Origin of the sequence: Streptomyces sp. MUM 203J (assembly GCF_022414595.1) — a bacterium.
Taxonomy (GTDB): domain Bacteria; phylum Actinomycetota; class Actinomycetes; order Streptomycetales; family Streptomycetaceae; genus Streptomyces.
Window position 1 is genome coordinate 34,797 of the sequence record NZ_JADWYO010000025.1, and the last position, 18,349, is coordinate 53,145.

An 18,349-nucleotide genomic window follows, 5' to 3' on the forward strand; every position below is an offset into this window, starting at 1 on the left:
CCGTCGGCGTGGACGTGGGGGCGGTGACACCGATGAAGACCGGCAGGCTCGGCAGAAGTCATCGGCCGACGGGCGAGTCTTTCGCATCCCTGTGCAGATCTGTACGGATTTTTCGCCCCGCGTCGGTACCGGCCCCCCCCGCAGGACGGTCAGCCGTGGTGCCGGAAGCCCTTGCCGGTGCGGTCGAGGGGGTCGGGCGAGAGGCCCAGGAAGCGGTGGCGGAGTGCGTCCCACGCGGCGAGCCGGGTGAAGTCGGGGATGTCGAGGATCTCCTGGCGGTCGGTGAGGAAGGGGTTGGGCAGCAGGACGGTCATCATCTGCTCGTCACGGCCGTTGAACAGGCGGGCTCCCCAGCTGACGGGGGCTCCGTCGGAGCCGATGCTCCGGTAGAGCTCGGCGCGGGAGCAGCGGCGGATGCGGCCGAGTTCGGGGCCGGAGGCGGTGTGCTCTCCGATGCACAGGTGGAAGTGCCAGGGACCGAAGTCGACGGTGGCGTAGCCGTCGTTCATGGTGATGGCGGTGGGGGCGCCCGGGGCGGCGACCTCCCAGGCGGCGCCTTCGATGAGGGGCCCGAAGTGGATGTGCCGCCAGTGGTCGGTGAAGACGGTGGTGACGAGGTCGAGGAGGGCGGCCTCGTCGACCGGCAGGGGCCAGACGTGCTGGAGGCCGCCGCCGGGGGTTTCGACGACGGTCGGTTCGGTGGTGGTCATGAGGTCTTCTCCTTGGGTGTGAGGACGCAGTCGCCGCAGGTGCCCGCTCCCGGCACGCGGTAGAAGAGGCAGCAGCTGCGGCGCCGGAAGGCGAGCGGCCCAGAACCGGCGGCGCGGTACGCGCCCGCGCCCGCCAGCGGCGGCCGGTCCAGCAGCGCGCGGACGAGGGGCACGACGGTGAACCGGGACCGCGGCTCCCGGGCGAGCAGGACGCGATGGGCTCCGATGAGCGCGGAGGCGGCGTTGCCGCGCAGAGTGTGCGGGGACACGCCGGACGCACGGCGTACGGCGGCGGCCCAGGGGACCAGGTTCCGGACGGCGACGGTGTGGTGCAGGGCAGGGCACGGCTCCCGGTCCACCTCCCGCGGGTCGGGGAGCCACAGGTCGAGGGGGCCGGAGCCGGGCAGACGCCACCACAGCCGCTCGGGCCCCAGGTCGGGCACCCGGCCCGTGAACGTGGCACAGGCCAGGGCGATCGACCAGAGCCGGGAGGCGGCGCCCAGATGCAGGGTGGAAGCGGCCACCCGGGGCTGGTCGGTGCCCAGCCGTCCGGCGACCGCCCGTACGCACTCCTCCAGCACACCCGGACCGGCGTACAGATCGGTCATCGGCCGGAAGCCGTCGGCCTCGGGGCGCGGACCGGTGGCCACCGCGAAGTAGGGGCCGATCGTGGAGATTCGCGCCAGGAGGCCGGGGGTGACGGCCGCCGTCACCATGCCCGCACCGTTCGTGTCAGCTCGTGGAAGCCCCGGACATGGACGGCCCGACCGTCCGGTCCGGTGAGACTGAGCCGGCCCGCGCTGTCCCAGCTCACGCTCATGCCGGCAGCCGGACGGCTCGCGTCCGCGACGGCCAGCCCTTCCCGCGCGAGGGCGCGTTCGAGGAGCGGGAGCACATCGGCCGGCGCGTCCACCGCCACGTCGGCCCGTGCGGTGCGGCGCAGCCCGAACGTGCCGGAGGCCGGGTCGAAGGCCAGGTGGTCGGCGTCGAAGGCAGCGCCGACGGCTCCTGCGCGGATCAGGTCCTCGGGTGCCCCGGTGTGGACGTGGCGGTCGCGGTCGACGAGCCAGACCGCGTCGGCCACCCGCAGGGCCAGCTCCAGGTCGTGGGTGCTGACCACGACGGTCAGCCCCTTGTCCCGGGCGAGGTCGCGCAGCAGTACGGTGAGCGCCACCCGTGAGGGCACGTCGAGGAAGGCGGTCGGCTCGTCGAGGAGGACGACCTCGGGCTCCTGGGCGAGGGCGCGGGCGGTCAGGACCCGCTGGCGTTCGCCGTCGGAGAGTTCGGCGGCCGGCCGGTCCGCCAGGTGATGCGCGCCCACCGCCTTCAGCGACCACTCGACGGCTGCGTGGTCGGCGGCCGTGAGGCGGCCGGTGAATCCGGTGTGCGGGTGGCGGCCGAGCCCGGTCAGCTCCCGTACGGAGAGCAGTCCGGCGTCCACCCGGTCGGTCAGGACCACCGCCAGCCGTCGGGCGAGCGTCGTCGGCGGCGTCCGCGCCAGGTCGTCGCCGCCGATGCGGATGCTGCCGCCGAGCGGCGGGAGGAGCCCGCACAGGGTCCGCAGCAGCGTGGACTTGCCCGCGCCGTTGGGCCCGAGGAGCACGGTCAGCTCGCCCGCACGCGCCCGAAGGCCGAGCCCCGACAGCACGGCCTGCCCCGCCCGGCGCCCGCTCCCCGACCGGGTGCGGTAGCCGACGGCGAGACCCTGGGTGGAGAGGCCCCCGGCGCGGTCGGCTCCGCCGATGGCATCCGTGACGGCTTCGTTCATCGTGTCGGTCACGAGGCCACTCCTTGTACGCCGCGACGGCTGCGGATCAGGAACGTGATGACGACGGGGGCGCCGAACAGCGAGGTGACGGCGTTGAGCGGCAGCACGGCATCCGTCCCGGGCGGCTGGCTCAGCAGTGCGCACACCAGCGCCAGGAACGCCCCGGCGAGCATGGACGCGGGGATCAGCGCCCGGTGGTCGGAGGTCCCCAGCGCCACCCGCGTCAGGTGCGGCACCGCCAGGCCGAGAAAGGCGACCGGGCCGCAGAACGCGGTGGCGGCACCCGCCAGCAACGCCGTGCCGAACAGGGCCAGATCGCGGCTGCGCCGCACGTTCAGGCCCATGGTGCGGGCGTAGTCCTCGCCGAGCAGCAGGGCGTTGAGGCGTTTGGCGGTCAGCAGCGCGGCCAGCAGGCCGACGCCGACGACGGGCAGCATGACCTGGAGGTCGGGCCAGGTCGTGGCGCTGAAGCTGCCCAGGCCCCACATGACGAACTGCTGGGCGCGCTCGGGCCGGGCGTAGACGAGCATCACGCCGACCATCGCGGTGGCAGCCGAGCCGATCATGACGCCGATGACGAGCAGGGTGACGGCCGACCGGACCCATCGCGAGAGGAACAGCACCAGGGCCAGCACGGCGGCGGCACCGAGCGCGGCCGCGATGATGACGCCCACCCGCCCCAGCCCGGCCAGGTCTCCGGTGAAGCTTCCGGCGACCCCGCCCGTCCCGACGACCACGGCGGCGACGCCCAGGCCGGCGCCCGAACTCACCCCGAGGGAGAAGGGATCGGCCAGCGCGTTGCGGAACAGGGTCTGCATCTGCACGCCGGCCACCGCGAGGGCGGCTCCGACGGCGGTCGCGGTCAGCGCACGCGGCAGCCTGACCTGCTCGACGATCACCGTCCAGCGCGGGTCGTCGGCGGTGCCGCCGAACAGGATCCGCACCACCTCCGCGGTCGGTACCGGATGGGAGCCGGTCGCGAGGGCGACGACGAACAGCGCGGCGGTGCCCATCCCTAGGGCGAGGACGACGGCGAGGCGCCGCCGTCCCGGCCGTACCGCCCGCGGGGTGTCCGGGGCGGTGGCCGGAGCGCTTGCCAGGTGCGTCGTCACGCCTTGGGCACCGGCTGGTAGAAGGTGAAGGTGTGGTCCTTCGCCTGCTCGGGGTGCATCAGCGCGAAGAGGTCCGCGAGGACCAGGTCGGGGCGCAGCACACCGCGCTCGAAGTAGTCGTTGCCGCCGCCGGGGCCGAGCGCCTTGGTGTTCGTCCAGACCGCGCCGCCGGTCGCGGCCTTCAACTGCCCGTACCGGCTGTCGGCCTTCACCGCGTCGGCCGTGGACTTCCACTGCTGGTCGGCGATCCAGACCGGGGCCTCGCCGCCCTTGGCGTACACGGCCTCGAAGTTGAGCTGGAGGTTGCCGGTGCCCGACTCGGCGGCCCAGGGGTAGGTGCCGCCCGCGTCCTTGATCAGCCGGGCGGCGTAGCTGCCGCCGGCGGGCATGTACCAGGTGCCCTGGTACATCGTGCCGGGCAGCACCTCGACGGGCTTGCCCTGCTCGGCGGCCTGTGCGCCCTTCTCGGCGACCTTCCGGTAGTCGGTCTCGATGGTGTCGAACACCTCGCCGGCGCGCTGTTCGGCCCCGGTGAGCGCGGCCATCGCCTTGACCCACTCGGCGCGGCCGAGCGGACTCGGCTCCAGCCACTCGGCGTTGGCGACGACGGCGATGCCGGCCTGGCGCAGCTTGGGGTACTGCGGGTCGTCCGTGCCCTGGGTCATCAGCACGTCCGGCTTGGCGCCGATGACCGCCTCGGCGTCGAGGGTGCGGTCCTTGGCGTACTCGGTGACCTTGCCCGCCTTCACCCGCTCGATCACCTCGGCGGAGGAGACGGCCGTGACGCTCGCGACACCGGTCAGCACGTCCAGGGTGCCGGTCTCGGTCAGCAGCGGCAGGTGGGTCGTCGAGGCGGAGTACAGGCTCTTGACGGGTACGGTGACCTGCTGCGCGGATGCCAGTTCACCGGTCAGTTCGGGCTTCGGCGCACCGCACTTGACCAGCACGTACGACTCGGGCTTCCCCTTGGGGAAGGGCTCGTTGACGGTGAGGACCTGGTAGCTCTTCTCGTACCGGAGCGTGAAGTTCTCGGCGTGCTTCACCGCCGACTTGACCGGGAAGTAGTCCTTGGCCGGGTCGAAGTCCTCGATGCAGCCGTCCCCGGCGGCCCGGGACTCGGCACCGGCGGGCGGGTCGGCGGCGCCGCCGCACGCGGTGAGCGTGAGGGCGGCGAGGAAGGCCACCGCGGCGGCCCGACGGCGGCCGGGCATGACGGATCGTGCGGGCATGGTGACTCCTGGTGGTGTGCGTGGGCAGCGCGCACCGCATGGCGGTGCGCGTGATGCGGCGTACGGGAAGAACCCGCCGGGGGAGGGAGCCGTCAGAACCTGAGGGAACGGGCCCGGGCGTCAGACCGGGCGGGCCGGCTCCGAAGGACCACGGGCGGCGCGAAATCGCCGCCACATCTGTACAGGCACACGCGTGCCACCGCCTCTCCTGGGGAAATCCGCCCCGTACTTCGAGGTGCGACGGCGTGAGTCTCCTGACTCGGGATCAGTGCTTCTCCGGCCTTCCCGTCCCGGGTGGGGCGGTGGCCATGGGTGGAGTCGCTCCCCCTACACAGTGGCGGTACCGTGCCGGAATCTCACCGGCTTCCTCGTTCCGCCGTCGCTTGTCGGACGGAAGCATCGCAGAACCGGCCACGGCCGCGCCAGACCTACATCTGTGCGACCAGCCACAGCCCCGCTCGTCATCTCCACGCCTCCGGTGCCTCGTCGCCGTCCGGCCTCCGGCACACTCATCCGTGCCCGCCCGCGAAGACCGGCCGCCACCGGCAGTGCCCGGACGGTGCGTCAGGGCACTGCCCGGCTCCCGCGCAAGGCGTCGTGGATCGCCCCTTCGCGGACACCCGGGGCCGCGTCACCGCCGAACGGTCATCCGTCCTTCAGTGCCCCGGCCGGCACGTGGTGGTGCGCCTTTTCCATGAGGCGTCACGGCGGTCCCGGGCCCTCCGGACGTCTGCGCGGGGCGCGCGGCCAGGGCCCGGGTGGGCCGAATAATGCGTTGACGCCCCTGGAAGGCGTCTTGTTAGCCTGCGGGGGACGTTCTGTTTGGTTCTGGGCATGTGTGCCCTGGAAAGGTGTGTTTGATGACCCGGCCCGCGCCGAGTGCGCCTCGCCGTACCGCGTAACCGTCCGCAGCCTTGCGCTGCCCGTTTCTCCTGGCCGCTGCCGGACGTGTCCACCGGTGCCCCGACCTGCCTGTCCGCCGTTCCGCGGCGATGTCGGGCTGCCCTCCGACGAGGCCACTCGGCCTGCTCTTGCTGTCATGACCGACTTCCAGCAAGGAGCACCCGGGTGTCCAGCCACACCACCAACACCACCAACACCCTCAGCCTCGGCACCTTCGCCTGTGCCTGGTGCGGGCTGACCGTGTCCGCGTACGCCGCCGACGGCGCGCCGCGCAACCACTGCCCGTCCTGCCTGCACTCCCGGCACGTCCTCGACCACGTCGGGGGCGGTCCCGGCGACTGCGAGGGCCGGATGTCCCCCATCGCCATCGCCGTGCTCCGCACCGGTGACTGGATGGTGATCCACCGCTGTGTGCGCTGCGACGAGCTCACCTCGAACCCGGTCCACGCCGACGACAACCAGCTCATCCTGATGCGCATGGCGGTCCGCCCGCTGGCGCAACCGCCCTTCCCGCTCGAAGCGTTCGGAACCCTCTGACCGCCCGGCAGGGAAGGAGCACCGTCATGTCGCGCAACAACCACAGCAGTCGCGGGCGGCGTCGTCCGCAGCGGCACAAGGACGTCCTGCACCACCGGGGCGGGCACCGGACCGACGACTTCCGGTGCGTGTCCTGCCGGCTCGACGTGTCCCTGGACGCACCCGGCACCGCCCATCGCAACCACTGCCCCAACTGCCTGGCCAGCCTGCACGTCGACCGGAGGATCCCCGGCGACCGCGACGCGGACTGCCGCGGCCGGATGGAGGCGCTGGGCATGTCCGTCCGTACCGACGGCGAGTGGATGATCATCCACCAGTGCGCCTCCTGCGGTGAGCTCAGCGCCAACCGCATCGCCGGTGACGACAACCCGCTCGCCCTGGTCCGCCTCGCCCTGAGGCCGCTCGCCGACCCCAGGGCGGCGGGCCGCGTCATGCTCACTCTCTGACCCGGGTGCGGCGGCCGCGGGCGGGCGACCCCCGCCCGCGGCCGCCGCCCCACCCGTTTCACCGCCCGCTCACAGTAGGGAACACCCCACGAGGAAGATCAGGACCGCGGTGCCGCACGGCACCGACCGCGTGGGGGAGGTATTCTGCGGCGCCTCCGGGGCCCACCCCGGGGCCGGCGTCGACAGCGCCCCGGCGCTGCCCGCACCGCCCGGCGTGCGGCGGACGGCGGCTCCGCCGGTACGAGATCCCCCTGGCGCCCCTCGTCCTCGGCGCGGGCACTCGTCTCTTAGACGGCGTCCCGCCGACTCCGGCGTCGGAACTGCCCTGCGGCAGGTCCGTCATGATGTGGCGTCACTGCTTCATCGCGGACGCGTGGGCCCGGGTGCGTGTCATGGCGTTCGCGGTACTGCGTCGTCTTCCCGCCTGTCAGGCATCGAGCTGCTGCTCGGTGCGCTTGAGCCAGCTTCGGTACCAGTGCGCGAAGTCGTGCCCGGTCGGCTCGATCCCTCGGTCCATCGGTCTCAGATCCTCCCAGACGGCTCCTCGGTGCGGGCCCGTCATCACCAGCAGCGACGTATAGCCGCATCCCTGCTCGCTGAGGAACACCGCGCCCGCTTCCTGCGCGTCGTACAGCTCCTCGTAGCGCGCGTCCCAGGCCGCGTGAGCGTGACGGAACTCCTCGTCGGTCGCGAAGGCCTCCTTCTCGGGCTCCCGTGCGTCGAGTGCGTCGATCTCACTCTGCAGCACCTCGGCCACGAAGGGCCGCCCGGCGAACTCGGCAGTGGTCGACTGGGCGGAGAAGGCGAGCCCGACGCCGCGCCACTGCCACCCGCGGTCGCCCAAGGACGGTGTCATCAGGCCGTAGTGGGGGCCCGCTCCCCCCGCTCCGACATGGAGGAGGAAACTCCGGTACTGCGCGGGCAGACCGACGCCGAGGTCCGCCTCCAGGGACCGGAGCTGCTCCTCGCTCATGACCGGACCGAGGCGGAAGCCGTGCCCCCGCGCGCCGAAGACCTTGTCCGATTCGGGGCGTTCGGCGAGCCGGAGCACCCGCTCCCGCACTCCCGCCCACATGTCCTCAACCATGACGTACACGCTAGTCAGACGCGCGCCGCGACGACACGGGGTTTGCCGCCGCGGCGCGAGTGCCCAGCGTGCCGTCCTCTGCCGTGTCCGGTGCGGTCGCTCGCGACGGCAGGAACCAGGCGGCCGACACGCCGCCCACAGAGACGCTGATCGACCTGGATGACGACGAAGGCCCAGGTCGCTGACCCGGGCCTTCGTTCACGGGCGGAGGACGGGAATCGAACCCGCTCCGAGCCTGGGGGCACCCGGTACTTGAGTCCGCGTATGCACACCGAACAGCGAAGACGTCGGTTTCCGGCGTCACCGGCCCGTGCGCGGTGTCCTCCTCGCGCACCGCTGTCGACCGCCCCTGCCGGCGCCCTGCGGCACCGGAAGGCCGCCGCCGGTCCCGTCAGGCGTCCGCGACCGCCTCCAGGGGGCTCAGGGCCGCTGCCCGGCGGGCCGGGACGGCGGCGGCGAGTGTGCCCGTGGTGAGGGACAGCAGGCAGACGAGGAGGAGGGTTCCCCAGGGCAGCGACAGGGTGTACTGGTCGATCGCGCCGTTGGCGAGGGAGCCGACGGCCCAGGCGCCGAACAGGCCGCCCGCCAGGCCCAGGAGGGTGCCGAAGCCGGCGACTGTCAGCGCCTCCAGGCGGATCATGCGGCGGACACCGGCGCGGTCCATGCCGAGGGCGCGCAGCGCGCCGATCTCACGGGTGCGCTCGGCGACCGACATGGCGAGGGTGTTGACGATGCCGAGCGCGCTGATGACGACGCCGATGCCGAGCATCCCGTACATCACGTTCAGCAGGCCGGCCATGGTGCCCGCGGCCTCGCGGACGAGTTGGTCCCGGTCCTGCACCTTGAGCAGAGGGCTGTTGCCCACGGCGGAGCGCAGCCGGTCCTCCAGCGCCTTCGTCCCCGGGCTGTCGGTACGCAGCAGGACGCGCTGGACCGAGCCGGGCAGGAAGCTGTTCTTCGCGACGTCGGAGCGGCTGCCGAGCGCGTCACGGGCGGTGGGGTTGTCCTGGTAGACGCCCACGACCTCGTACGCGGTGAACCGCCCCTCGCGTCCCAGCCGGATGTTCAGCAGGCCGCCGGTGGTCACCCCGTGTTCCCGGGCGAGGGTGCTGGAGACGGCGATCCGGCCCGGGGCGAGGTTCTCGGCGGAGCCGGAGACGAAGGTGAGCTTCATGGTGTCGTGCAGGGTGGCGGGGTCGACGCCGGAGATCTGCCGTACACCGCTTCCGGTGAACATGGCCGAGTCCGTGATCGCGGTGGCGGTACGCACCCCGCTGGTGCCGGCCAGCCGCCGTACGGCGCCGGGGTCGATGCCCGTCATGGTGGAGCGGGTGCTGACGACGTAGTCCGCGCCGAGGCCGGCCGCCGCCTGGCGGTCGAGCGCCTGCCCGGTGGAGTCGCCGATGACGGCGAGTCCGGTGACGAGGCCGGTGCTGAGGAGCAGGGTGGCGGCGGTGGCGGCGGTGCGGCGCGGATCGCGCAGGGCGTTCTCGCGGGCCAGGCGCCCGGTGACGCCGAGGGGGCCGGTGAGCCGCCCGGTCAGCCTGATCACCGGCGGCGCGAGGAGCGGGGCGAGCGCGATCAGGGCGGTGACGAGGAGACCGCAGCCGATCATCGCGTTCCGCAGGTTCTCCTCGGAGGCGTCCTTCGCGCCGCTGAGCGAGACCAGCCGGATGACGCCGAGCGCGAGAAGGCCGAGGCCGACCGCGCCGCGCAGCCGGAACCGCTGGGCGGCGGGTGGCTGTTCGGCCGAGCGCATCGCCTCGACGGGCGCGGTCCTGGCGGCCTGGCGGGAGGGCAGCCAGGCGGCGAGGACGGTGACGCCGACGCCCACGGCGAGCGCGGCCGCGACCGGGCGCGGGCCGATCACCAGGGGGCCGCTGGGCAGTGTGGCTCCGTCTGCGCCGAGGACGTGGGGCAGGGCCGCCGCGATGCCGAGGCCGAGGAGGAACCCGGCAGCCGAGGCGGCGAGGCCGACGACGAACGCCTCCAGGAGAACGGAGCGGGAGATCTGGCGGCGCGAGGCGCCGATCGCCCGGAGCAGGGCGGTCTCCCGGGTCCGGCGGGCCACGGCCATGGTGAAGGTGTTGACGATGAGGAAGGAGCCGATGAAGAGCGAGACCCCGGCGAAGACCATCGGGATCTTCTGGTGGCCGCGGGTCAGCGTGTTGACGAGGATGGCCTGCTGGGCCGCCTGCGCCTGGCCCGTGGTGGCCTCGGCGCGGTCGGCGGGGAGGACGGCCGTGACCCGGTCGGCGAGTTCGCGCGCGCCGGTGCCGGGCGTGGCCGACAGGTCGATGCCGTTGTAGTGGCCCGGCGTCGAGAACAGCTTCTGTGCGGTCGCCATGTCGAACAGGACGAGGGTGCCGCCCGCCGTCACCCGGGTGTCGTCGGTGGTGACGAGGCCGACGAGCTGCGCGGTCATGACCGGGCCGTCCGTGGCCAGGGTGACCGTGTCGCCGACGCGGAGTCCGCCGGCCCTGGCGGTGCCGCTGTCGACGGCGATCTCGCCCGCGCGGGCGGGGGCACGGCCTTCGGTCAGCGGGTGGCGGTCGTCCTTGCCGTCCTTGCCCGGCACGTATGCGGTGGCCAGGTTCGACCAGGCGCGGTCAGCGCGCAGCGGGGTGCCGTCCGCCGCGTTCAGGGTCGCCGAGCCGTCGACCGAGGGGCGTACGGCTGCGACACCGGGCACCCGGGCCAGCCTCTCGGCGAGTGCGTCGTCGAGCACGCCGGCGGACGGCCCGTCCTGGGCGCCGGGTTCAGGTTCCGTCTCGGTGACGGTGACGTCGGTCCCGGCGAAGTTCTTCGACGAGGCGGCGCGGTGAGCGGCGGCGGTGGTGTCCGCGAAGACGAGGGTGCCGCTGACGAACGCGACCCCCAGGCAGACGGCGAGGACGGTCATGGCCAGCCGGGCCTTGTGGGCCAGGAGGTTGCGCAGGGTCGTTCTCAACACAGGGGACTTCCAAAGGCCTTCGGAGGGTTGCCGGGGATCGGGGGCCGGGGCGCCGGTGTGGGGCGTCCCCGGGTGCGCGGCGGGCGCGGGGCGGGGACGCAGACAGGGGCTCCGGCGTGGTTCAGCCGTCGTGGGAGCGGGCGCCCAGGCTCTTCATCAGGTCGAGGACGCGGTCCGGCGTGGGGTGGACCATCTCCTCCACGAGGCGGCCGTCGGAGAGGAACACGACGCGGTCGGCGTACCCGGCGGCGACCGGGTCGTGGGTGACCATGACCACGGTCTGGCCCAGCTCGCGCACCGAGTCCCGGAGGAAGCCGAGGACTTCGGAGCCGGCGCGCGAGTCGAGGTTGCCGGTGGGCTCGTCGCCGAAGACGATCGCCGGGCGGGAGGCCAGGGCGCGGGCCACGGCGACGCGCTGCTGCTGGCCGCCGGACAGCTGGGCGGGCCGATGGTCCAGACGCCCGGTGAGCCCGACCATGGAGACGACCCGGTCCAGCCACTCCCGGTCCGGCTTCCGGCCCGCGATGTCCATGGGCAGCGTGATGTTCTCCAGCGCGCTCAGCGTCGGCAGCAGGTTGAACGCCTGGAAGATGAAGCCGATCCGGTCCCGGCGCAGCTGCGTGAGCTGCCGGTCCCCGAGACCGCCGAGTGCGGTGGTGCCGACGTGCACCGAGCCCGAGGTGGGCGAGTCCAGTCCGGCGGCGCAGTGCATCAGGGTGGACTTGCCGCAGCCGGACGGGCCCATGATCGCGGTGAACTCGCCCTCCCGGAAGGCGATGCTGACCCGGTCGAGGGCGACGACCCGGGTGTCGCCGCGGCCGTAGACCTTCGACAGGTCGGTGGCGGCGGCCGCGATGCCGGTCGTGGCGGGCGGCGACGGGAGGTCGGTGGTCATGGGGCTCCTCTTCACGTGCGGAAAGCGGAAGGACGCACGGGAAAGGGTGTCCGGGGAACGTATCGGGGCCTGGGCAGCCACGTATCAGGGCCCGCTCGGACGTGTACCGGTCGCACGGCGGGGACGACGCGGAAGGGCCTCCCCGCGTGGGGAGGCCCTGGAGAAGGGGACGCTTCTCGTGCTCCCGCCCCACCACGTCTACGACACCTGTCGGTGTCCTACCGGCGCCCGGCCCGGGCGAGGACGAGACGGGCGCGCCCGCCGGCGGCCAGGAGCGTCCCGCCGAGGAACAGGCCGATCACGCCCGGCACTCCGGCGGGCTGCCCCGTCTCGCCCGCCGCCGTGTCCGCGGTGAGGGCGCCGGCGATCAGCAGCAGGGACGCGAGGGCGGTGAGCCCGCCGACGCCCCGGACGCCCCACCGGAAGACGGCGCGGGAGCGGCTGCCGGGGGCTGTGCGGTCGGACGGGTCCATGCTGGCCTCCTCGGTTCGGGTGCGCCCCGGGTGTGCGTCGAAGAGTGCCGGAGGAACGTATCGGGGCCTCGGCCACCGTGTACCGGGCACCGCCCCACCGTGTACCGGCCCGGCGGCGGGCCCGAGCCCCCGTCAGCCGGGCAGCCGCAGAGTGGCGACGGCACCGCCGTCCGGGGCGTTGGCCAGCCGGAGTTCCGCGCCGAGGACCCGGGCCTGCCCGAAGGCGATGGTGAGCCCCAGGCCGTGCCCCGAGCCGCGTTCCCGGGCGCCGGTGTGGAAGCGGCGCGGGCCGTGGGCCAGCAGGCCGGGGGGAAAACCGGGGCCGTGGTCGCGGACGACGACCGTCCGTCCGTCGACGGTGACGCGGACGGGGGCGCCGCCGTGCCGGTGCGCGTTGACGACGAGGTTGCCGACGATCCGCTCCAGCCGACGCGGATCGGTCTCCACCGTACGCGCGACGCCGTCACCGGTGCCGTCGGCACCCTCCGTCAGGTCGGTGACCCCGGTGCCGAGCCCGGTGCGGGAGACCGCCTCGGCGACCACGGCGCCGAGCGGCACCCGCACACGGACCGGTTCCTCGGCCCCGGCGTCCAGGCGGGAGATCTCCAGGAGGTCCTCGACCAGGGCGCGCAGGTCGCGGACCCGGGCCCGCAGCAGGTCCTCGTTCTCCCCGGGCGGCAGGAGGTCGGTGGCGGCCAGCAGCCCCCCGACGGGGGTGCGCAGCTCGTGGGCCACGTCCGCGGTGAACCGGCGCTCGGTGCGCAGCCGCAGCGCCAGACTGTCCGCCATCCGGTCGACGGTGGCGGCGATGTCCGCCACCTCGTCGTCGCCCTTCGTCGGCCCGGAGCGGGCGTCCAGGTCTCCGGCGGAGATCCGGGCCGCCGTCTCGGCCACCCGGCCCAGCCGCCGGGCCAGCAGCCCGGCGCCGTACACGGCCAGGGGAGTGGCCGCCACGAGCGCGAGGAGCGAGGCGACCGCCATGGCCGCGTCGAGACGGGACAGGTTGGAGAAGTCCGGGTTCAGATTGACCTGGACGGCGAGGACGGGGCTGTCGGGCCCTCCGGTCCGCTGCGCCGCCCAGGCGCTCGGCCCGACGTTCCCCTCGACGCGGTCGTCGTGGAACAGGTGCCGTTCGCCGTCGCCGGGTGCGCGCAGCGCGGCGGGCAGGTCCCCGGGGTCGAGTTCGGCGCCGTCGGTGAGGACACCGGTGCGCCGGTGGACGTCCATGGCCGCGTACAGGGTGTTGAGCGCCCGTGCCTCGCCGCGGCTGCGGATGTCGTGCGCGGTCCACACGTGCACCAGGACGCCGACCGCCGCCACCACGAGCAGGGCCGTGGCCGCGGCGAGCGCGGCGATCTTCCGGCGCAGCGGGGTGCGGCGGCGGCCAGGCCCGGGCCGGCGGACGAGGCGCACGGTCACCGCCTGAGCTTGTAGCCGAAGCCCCGGACCGTCTCGATCCGGTCCCGGCCCAGCTTGCGGCGCAGCCGCTGCACGCACAGGTCGACGACCCGGCTGTCGCCGTCCCAGCCGTAATCCCAGACGTCCCGCAGGAGGGTGTGCCGTTCCAGGACGACGCCGGGGTGGGCGGCGAACTCCAGGAGGAGCTTGAGCTCCGTCGGGGTGAGGGCGACCTGGCGGCCGGCGACGAAGACCTCCATCCCGGCGGTGTCGACCCTCAGGTCCCCGAACTCCAGCACGGCCTCCTCGCCCGGACGGTCCCCGTCCGGCGCCGGCCCGGCCGGGGGCGCGGGCGAGTACGTGGCGCGCCTCAGCAGCGACCGCATGCGGGCCACCAGGACGTACGTCTCCACCGGCTTGACGACGTAGTCGTCCGCGCCCGCCTCAAGTCCGGCGACCACGTCGAGCCCGTCGCCGCGGGCGGACATCATCAGCACCGGCACCAGGCTGGTCTCCCGGATCCTGCGGCACAGCCCGATCCCGTCGAGGCCGGGCAGCATCACGTCGAGGATCAGCAGGCCGAACTCCTCCGCGCGGAAGAGCTCAAGACCGGTGAGCCCGTCGGCGGCGACCCGCACCTCGTAGCCGTAGCGCTCCAGGGCGACGGCGAAGGACCGGCGCATCAGGTCGTCGTCCTCGACCAGCAGCACACGCGCGATGCACGCGGGAGGCGCGGGGGACTCGGACGAGGACAAGAAGACGGCTCCTGTTCGGAAGGTGACGGGCGGGCGGCCCCGGCTCCACGTCCCCGACGGGCGGGCGACCACGCCACCACCGGAACGATACGGCAGACAGCGGACGTCCCCCCGCCTCCATCACCCGCTCCTCCGGTTTCGATACGCCCCCGAGCGCCCCCCGATACACCCCGGATACGAAGCCCCCAGGTCCTGTCCCACGGGGCACGGAGCACCCGCGATGCCGACGAGAAGACGGCGGGGTCGCGCGGAGGCGCTGCGCGCCACCGGGACAGGGAGGACGACGACGGATCCCCGGTTCCCGGCCGCCTGCCGAACCGTTCGGCCAGGCCGCCTCCGTCCGTGCGTCATCGCGCCGTGGCTCCCCTGTCCGCCCCGGTGCCTGCGGTTAGCTGCTGAGGGCGGTTCCCCCACCGCCCAGTGCCGGGCTGCAGACACCCAGGAAAGGAAGCGGAAGGTGCTCAGAGGCTTCAAGAACTTCCTCATGCGTGGTGACCTCATCACCATCGCCGTCGGGCTGGTCATCGCGCTGGCCTTCTCGACCCTGATCAAAGCCTTCACGGACTTCGTGATCAACCCGATCGTCAGCCGCTTCCAGGGCGGCGCATCCATGGGACTCGGATGGCAGCTCGGAGACGAGGGCAACCAGACGACCTACCTCGATCTGGGACAGTTCATCTCCGCGCTGATCTACTTCATCATCTTCATGGCGGTCGTCTACTTCCTGATCGTCGTGCCGTACAAGCACTACCAGGCCCGCCGCGGCGTCACGGCGTTCGCCGAACCCGGCCCCGTCAAGACCTGCCCCGCCTGCCTCTCCGAGGACCTGCCCGCGGCTGCGAGCAAGTGCCTGCACTGCGCCACCGAGCAGCCCCCGGCCACCGGGACCGGAACAACTGCTTAGCCGGTGATCCGAGTCAGAGGTTCCTCGCCAGATCGATCGCCTTCAGGCGGCTGCCCCCGGGTGTGCGCGGCATGCGGGAGTCCGGCGGCCGGTCGGCGAAACGGTGTGCGAGATCCACGCAGGAATCTCTGACCCGGGTCACCGGCGGTCGCGGCACTCGGCGGCCCGCGCCAGCAGCAGCGCCCGCTCGCGCTCGTTGCGGGTCAACGAGGCGGCGTGCTCGAAGTCGGCACGGGCCCGCGCTGTGCGGCCCAGGTGGGAGAGCAGGTCCGCGCGGACGCTGAAGAGCAGGTGGTAGTCCCGCAGGGCGGGCTCGACGGCGAGGGCGTCCACCTGCCGATGTTCCCCCCACACCTCCGCGCCTGCTGCCCGACGCGGTCTATGAGGCCGTCGGACCGGGGACGACGCTGCTTCGGCTGGAGACCACACGGTCCCGGCGGGGCGTCCTCGACGGGGCGTGGTGGCCCCGTTCGCGAGACGTCGAGCAGGAGATCCCGCCGCTGGTCACCGCCCTGACCGAGCATCTCGGGCCTATCACCCGGATCGGCCTGGACGCCTCCGCCTGGAACGGCATCCCGACCCGTCTGGTGGTCGACGGCCGGGTCGTGCACCTCGACTCCTTCTCCGTCGGCGACGACACCGTCCTGATCACCCGCGGCGACAACGACCACTTCGCCCTCATGGTCGTCCCGCCGGGCACCGAGCCCGACGCAGCACGCACCGCCATGGCCCGCGCCGTTCGCGCCGACAACGTCACCCAGGCCGCCGAGATCCTTCTCGCCGAACTCCCCTCACCGGAGACCGGACCGGAGGAACCGGCATGACAGGGACGGCGGGCTCCGAGACCGGCGCCCCCACCACGTGGCGGACCCACGCCCTGCGCACGCGCCGTCCGGCCGCCACCGCCCGCTTCGCAGGCGCGGCCCCGTCCTTGTTCAGTCCCCGGCGGGGGGCTGTCCTCCGGCCGCCGCACGGCGGTATTCGGCGTTGAGGCGCTGGGCTTCTTCGAGCTGGTCCTCAAGGATGATGATGCGGCAGGCGGCCTCGATGGGGGTGCCCTGGTCGACGAGTTCCCGGGCACGGGCGGCGATGCGCAGCTGGTAGCGGGAGTAGCGCCGGTGGCCGCCCCCGGACCGCAGCGGCGTGATCAGGCGGGCTTCCCCGAGGGCACGGAGAAACCCGGGGGTCGTGCCGATCATGTCGGCGGCCCGGCCCATGGTGTAGGCGGGGTAGTCGTCATCGTCGAGACGGCCGAGTGCGTCGTCTGCTGTCATGCTCACCTCTCTGGGGGGAGGGGCCGAGGAGACCTGTGCTCCGGTGCCTCCGGACACCAGAGGCCCGAAGAGGCGCCGTGAATCCGGCGGCGGTCCGCACGCGGAGCCACACGCAGGCTCGCTCCTCGCGGCGCCATGTCCGCGCGGGCACGAAGACCCTCCGCCCGACCTTCCGGTGTGCGCCGGGGGGCCGACGCCTTCACCGAGGGTAGTGCTCCCCTCCGCACGGCCGGTACCGCGGAGGTGTGCCGTGAACCCGTACGGGACGCACGAAGGGCCCGGCCGGTGCGCACCTACGCGTGCGCACCGGCCGGGCCCCGGGCGCGCGAGGCGCGCCCGATCACGGGTCAGGCGATCATGGACGTGCCCAGCGGGTCGTCTGCCTGCCGGCCTGTGCCGACGGTGACCGCAGGGCGGGTGCGGCAGGTGAAACCGAGCCGGGTCATGGCCCGGACGACCTCACGGGCACTGAAGTCGCGGCGGTCCTGGCGGGTGATGACGGCGCCGACCTGTAGGGCTGGGTACTCACGGCGCCCGATGACCACGTACTCGCCGGTGACGGGTTCGGGCTTGACGTCCTTCATCGTTTCCAGGACACCGTTCTTCGACAGCTCGAACGGGAAGCGGGCGATGACACAGCGCATGAGACCTCGCAGAAGAGGGGGATGGGATCAGCCGGTGCGGTGGTGGGGCGCGCCTCAGGGGCGGAGTGACGAGCCCGGAGGGCACAGGTCGCTCAGCCGCACCCGGTCGGTGTAGGCGGCGGTCGCGCGGAAGCCGTTGAGCTGGGACCGGGTGACCAGACCGGTGGGACGGCCGTCGTCGTCCCGGACGACGAGGCGCCCGGTGCGGGCACCGCGCATGACGGCCAGTGCCACCTCGACGGTCATGTCGGCCCAGACATGCGGCTCCGCCTCACCGCCGCGGATTTCCAGTGGACGATCCATCGTGTGCGTGCTGTTCATGCGGGTCCTTCCTCGGGCGGTGCGTATCCGGGAATTCCCCGGCGAACGAATGTCGGGGAGGATTCCGAGGCGGCGTCGGATGGAGCATGTAAGCCGATACGGCGGCCTGCACGGCGTCTGGTCGAATGAGGTGGATACGCGGCCTGGGGACCCGTTCCGGAGCTTGCGCAGGGGGAGGGGAAGCATACGGCTGGGGCCCGCACCCCAAGGGATGCGGGCCCCAGCCACGTTTGCGTCGCGCGCGTCAGCGTCAGGCGGGAACGATGTTCTCGGCCGTCGGCCCCTTCTGGCCCTGCGCGATGTCGAAGTTGACCTTCTGGCCTTCCTGCAGCTCACGGAAGCCCTGGGCGGCGATGTTCGAGTAGTGGGCGAAGACGTCGGGGCCGCCGCCCTCCTGCTCGATGAAGCCGAAGCCCTTTTCCGCGTTGAACCACTTCACAGTTCCGGTACTCATGTCGTATCTCCTTCTGGGGATTCATCGGCATCCGCACTGCGCGAATGCTGTGTCGCCGTGATGATCACCCTGCCGGAGGTACCGGAGAAGAATAAATACTCCCCGCGGCCCGTGGGGCTCGACTGAGGGGTACTTGATTTTCGGGAACCACAACTGCAACTGGAATCGACAGTAGCATGCGGACTCGGTATTTGCCGGGTGTATCGGCGACGCTTTTTTCGTGCGCCAGAAATCCTGGACGCGCCGAGCTCCATATTCTCATCGGGCCGTCGCAGATATTCGTCGTGAGGGCACGGCCGGACGAGCCCCGGGTGGGCGGCCCCTGTCGGCGGTGAAGGCGCCGGTGGGAGAGAGGTCCACGGCCTCGCGGTTCTTCGAGTGCCGCGGGAACGTGTCCCGACTTCAAGTAGCCTGCCCGGCACGCCACTTCGGTGTCCCCCGCGTCCCGCTGGGCTGCGCGAGGCGTCGGCCAGGCTGGAGCGGACC

General features: G+C 72.9%; 20 protein-coding genes and 1 riboswitch. Of the genes, 4 read left to right on the forward strand and 16 right to left on the reverse strand.

Annotation, left to right across the window (positions count from 1 at the left end):
• Positions 1-149 precede the first annotated feature (149 nt).
• From I3F58_RS15190 to I3F58_RS15210, 5 genes are read right to left on the reverse strand one after another with little or no spacing between them, the layout of a single operon-like run.
• The gene (locus I3F58_RS15190) at positions 150-710 is read right to left on the reverse strand and encodes a hypothetical protein (RefSeq protein WP_240109124.1); all 561 of its coding nucleotides are present in this window, start codon (positions 708-710) and stop codon (positions 150-152) included.
• On the reverse strand, positions 707-1,426 hold the full coding sequence (locus I3F58_RS15195) for a (2Fe-2S)-binding protein (protein WP_240109125.1): 720 nt from the start codon (positions 1,424-1,426) through the stop codon (positions 707-709). The genes I3F58_RS15190 and I3F58_RS15195 overlap by 4 nt, the downstream gene beginning before the upstream one ends.
• A complete protein-coding gene (locus I3F58_RS15200) occupies positions 1,420-2,490 on the reverse strand; it encodes an ABC transporter ATP-binding protein (RefSeq protein ID WP_240109126.1) in 1,071 nt (356 codons plus the stop codon). Before I3F58_RS15200 ends, I3F58_RS15195 begins: the two co-directional genes overlap by 7 nt.
• A complete protein-coding gene (locus tag I3F58_RS15205; RefSeq protein ID WP_240109127.1) occupies positions 2,487-3,590 on the reverse strand; it encodes an iron ABC transporter permease in 1,104 nt (367 codons plus the stop codon). The genes I3F58_RS15200 and I3F58_RS15205 overlap by 4 nt, the downstream gene beginning before the upstream one ends.
• Positions 3,587-4,819, reverse strand: a complete 1,233-nt coding sequence (locus tag I3F58_RS15210) for an ABC transporter substrate-binding protein (protein ID WP_240109128.1) — start codon at positions 4,817-4,819, stop codon at positions 3,587-3,589. Before I3F58_RS15210 ends, I3F58_RS15205 begins: the two co-directional genes overlap by 4 nt.
• Positions 4,820-5,045: 226 nt before the next feature.
• Positions 5,046-5,230, reverse strand: a riboswitch (cobalamin riboswitch).
• A gap of 657 nt (positions 5,231-5,887) precedes the next feature.
• Here I3F58_RS15210 and I3F58_RS15215 point away from each other — a divergent pair.
• Positions 5,888-6,259, forward strand: coding sequence for an RNHCP domain-containing protein (locus tag I3F58_RS15215; RefSeq protein ID WP_240109129.1), 372 nt, complete (start codon positions 5,888-5,890; stop codon positions 6,257-6,259).
• Positions 6,260-6,285: 26 nt separating this feature from the next.
• Positions 6,286-6,705, forward strand: a complete 420-nt coding sequence (locus I3F58_RS15220; RefSeq protein WP_240109130.1) for an RNHCP domain-containing protein — start codon at positions 6,286-6,288, stop codon at positions 6,703-6,705.
• 427 nt (positions 6,706-7,132) lie between these two features.
• On the opposite strand, the gene I3F58_RS15225 is transcribed toward I3F58_RS15220, so the two are convergent.
• From I3F58_RS15225 to cseB, 6 genes are all read right to left on the reverse strand, one after another.
• Complete coding sequence (locus I3F58_RS15225; protein WP_240109131.1) at positions 7,133-7,792, reverse strand: SMI1/KNR4 family protein; 660 nt, start codon at positions 7,790-7,792, stop codon at positions 7,133-7,135.
• A 391-nt stretch (positions 7,793-8,183) separates the two neighbouring features.
• A complete protein-coding gene (locus I3F58_RS15230; RefSeq protein ID WP_240109132.1) occupies positions 8,184-10,745 on the reverse strand; it encodes an ABC transporter permease in 2,562 nt (853 codons plus the stop codon).
• 121 nt (positions 10,746-10,866) lie between these two features.
• The gene (locus tag I3F58_RS15235; protein ID WP_240109133.1) at positions 10,867-11,640 is read right to left on the reverse strand and encodes an ABC transporter ATP-binding protein; all 774 of its coding nucleotides are present in this window, start codon (positions 11,638-11,640) and stop codon (positions 10,867-10,869) included.
• A 218-nt stretch (positions 11,641-11,858) separates the two neighbouring features.
• Positions 11,859-12,113, reverse strand: coding sequence for a hypothetical protein (locus I3F58_RS15240; RefSeq protein WP_240109134.1), 255 nt, complete (start codon positions 12,111-12,113; stop codon positions 11,859-11,861).
• A 132-nt stretch (positions 12,114-12,245) separates the two neighbouring features.
• A complete protein-coding gene (locus I3F58_RS15245; RefSeq protein ID WP_240109135.1) occupies positions 12,246-13,532 on the reverse strand; it encodes a HAMP domain-containing sensor histidine kinase in 1,287 nt (428 codons plus the stop codon).
• Positions 13,529-14,266: a two-component system response regulator CseB gene (gene cseB / locus I3F58_RS15250; RefSeq protein ID WP_275678542.1), complete on the reverse strand. Its 738-nt coding sequence runs from the start codon at positions 14,264-14,266 to the stop codon at positions 13,529-13,531. Before cseB ends, I3F58_RS15245 begins: the two co-directional genes overlap by 4 nt.
• A 457-nt stretch (positions 14,267-14,723) precedes the next feature.
• Here cseB and I3F58_RS15255 point away from each other — a divergent pair, with 457 nt between their 5' ends.
• Positions 14,724-15,170, forward strand: coding sequence for an MscL family protein (locus I3F58_RS15255; protein ID WP_240109136.1), 447 nt, complete (start codon positions 14,724-14,726; stop codon positions 15,168-15,170).
• Between the two features lie 138 nt (positions 15,171-15,308).
• On the opposite strand, the gene I3F58_RS15260 is transcribed toward I3F58_RS15255, so the two are convergent.
• Positions 15,309-15,503: a hypothetical protein gene (locus I3F58_RS15260; RefSeq protein WP_374207976.1), complete on the reverse strand. Its 195-nt coding sequence runs from the start codon at positions 15,501-15,503 to the stop codon at positions 15,309-15,311.
• A 29-nt stretch (positions 15,504-15,532) separates the two neighbouring features.
• Here I3F58_RS15260 and I3F58_RS15265 point away from each other — a divergent pair, with 29 nt between their 5' ends.
• The gene (locus tag I3F58_RS15265) at positions 15,533-15,994 is read left to right on the forward strand and encodes a DUF5994 family protein (protein ID WP_240109168.1); all 462 of its coding nucleotides are present in this window, start codon (positions 15,533-15,535) and stop codon (positions 15,992-15,994) included.
• 111 nt (positions 15,995-16,105) lie between these two features.
• Here the strand turns inward: I3F58_RS15265 and I3F58_RS15270 are convergent, their stop codons facing one another.
• From I3F58_RS15270 to I3F58_RS15285, 4 genes are all read right to left on the reverse strand, one after another.
• Positions 16,106-16,444 (reverse strand): MerR family transcriptional regulator, encoded by a 339-nt coding sequence (locus I3F58_RS15270; protein WP_240109137.1) that lies wholly within the window; start codon positions 16,442-16,444, stop codon positions 16,106-16,108.
• 347 nt (positions 16,445-16,791) lie between these two features.
• Positions 16,792-17,088: an SCO5918 family protein gene (locus tag I3F58_RS15275; RefSeq protein ID WP_240109138.1), complete on the reverse strand. Its 297-nt coding sequence runs from the start codon at positions 17,086-17,088 to the stop codon at positions 16,792-16,794.
• A 54-nt stretch (positions 17,089-17,142) separates the two neighbouring features.
• A complete protein-coding gene (locus I3F58_RS15280) occupies positions 17,143-17,409 on the reverse strand; it encodes a CBS domain-containing protein (protein ID WP_240109139.1) in 267 nt (88 codons plus the stop codon).
• Between the two features lie 250 nt (positions 17,410-17,659).
• On the reverse strand, positions 17,660-17,863 hold the full coding sequence (locus I3F58_RS15285) for a cold-shock protein (RefSeq protein ID WP_240109140.1): 204 nt from the start codon (positions 17,861-17,863) through the stop codon (positions 17,660-17,662).
• Between the last annotated feature and the right edge of the window lie 486 nt (positions 17,864-18,349).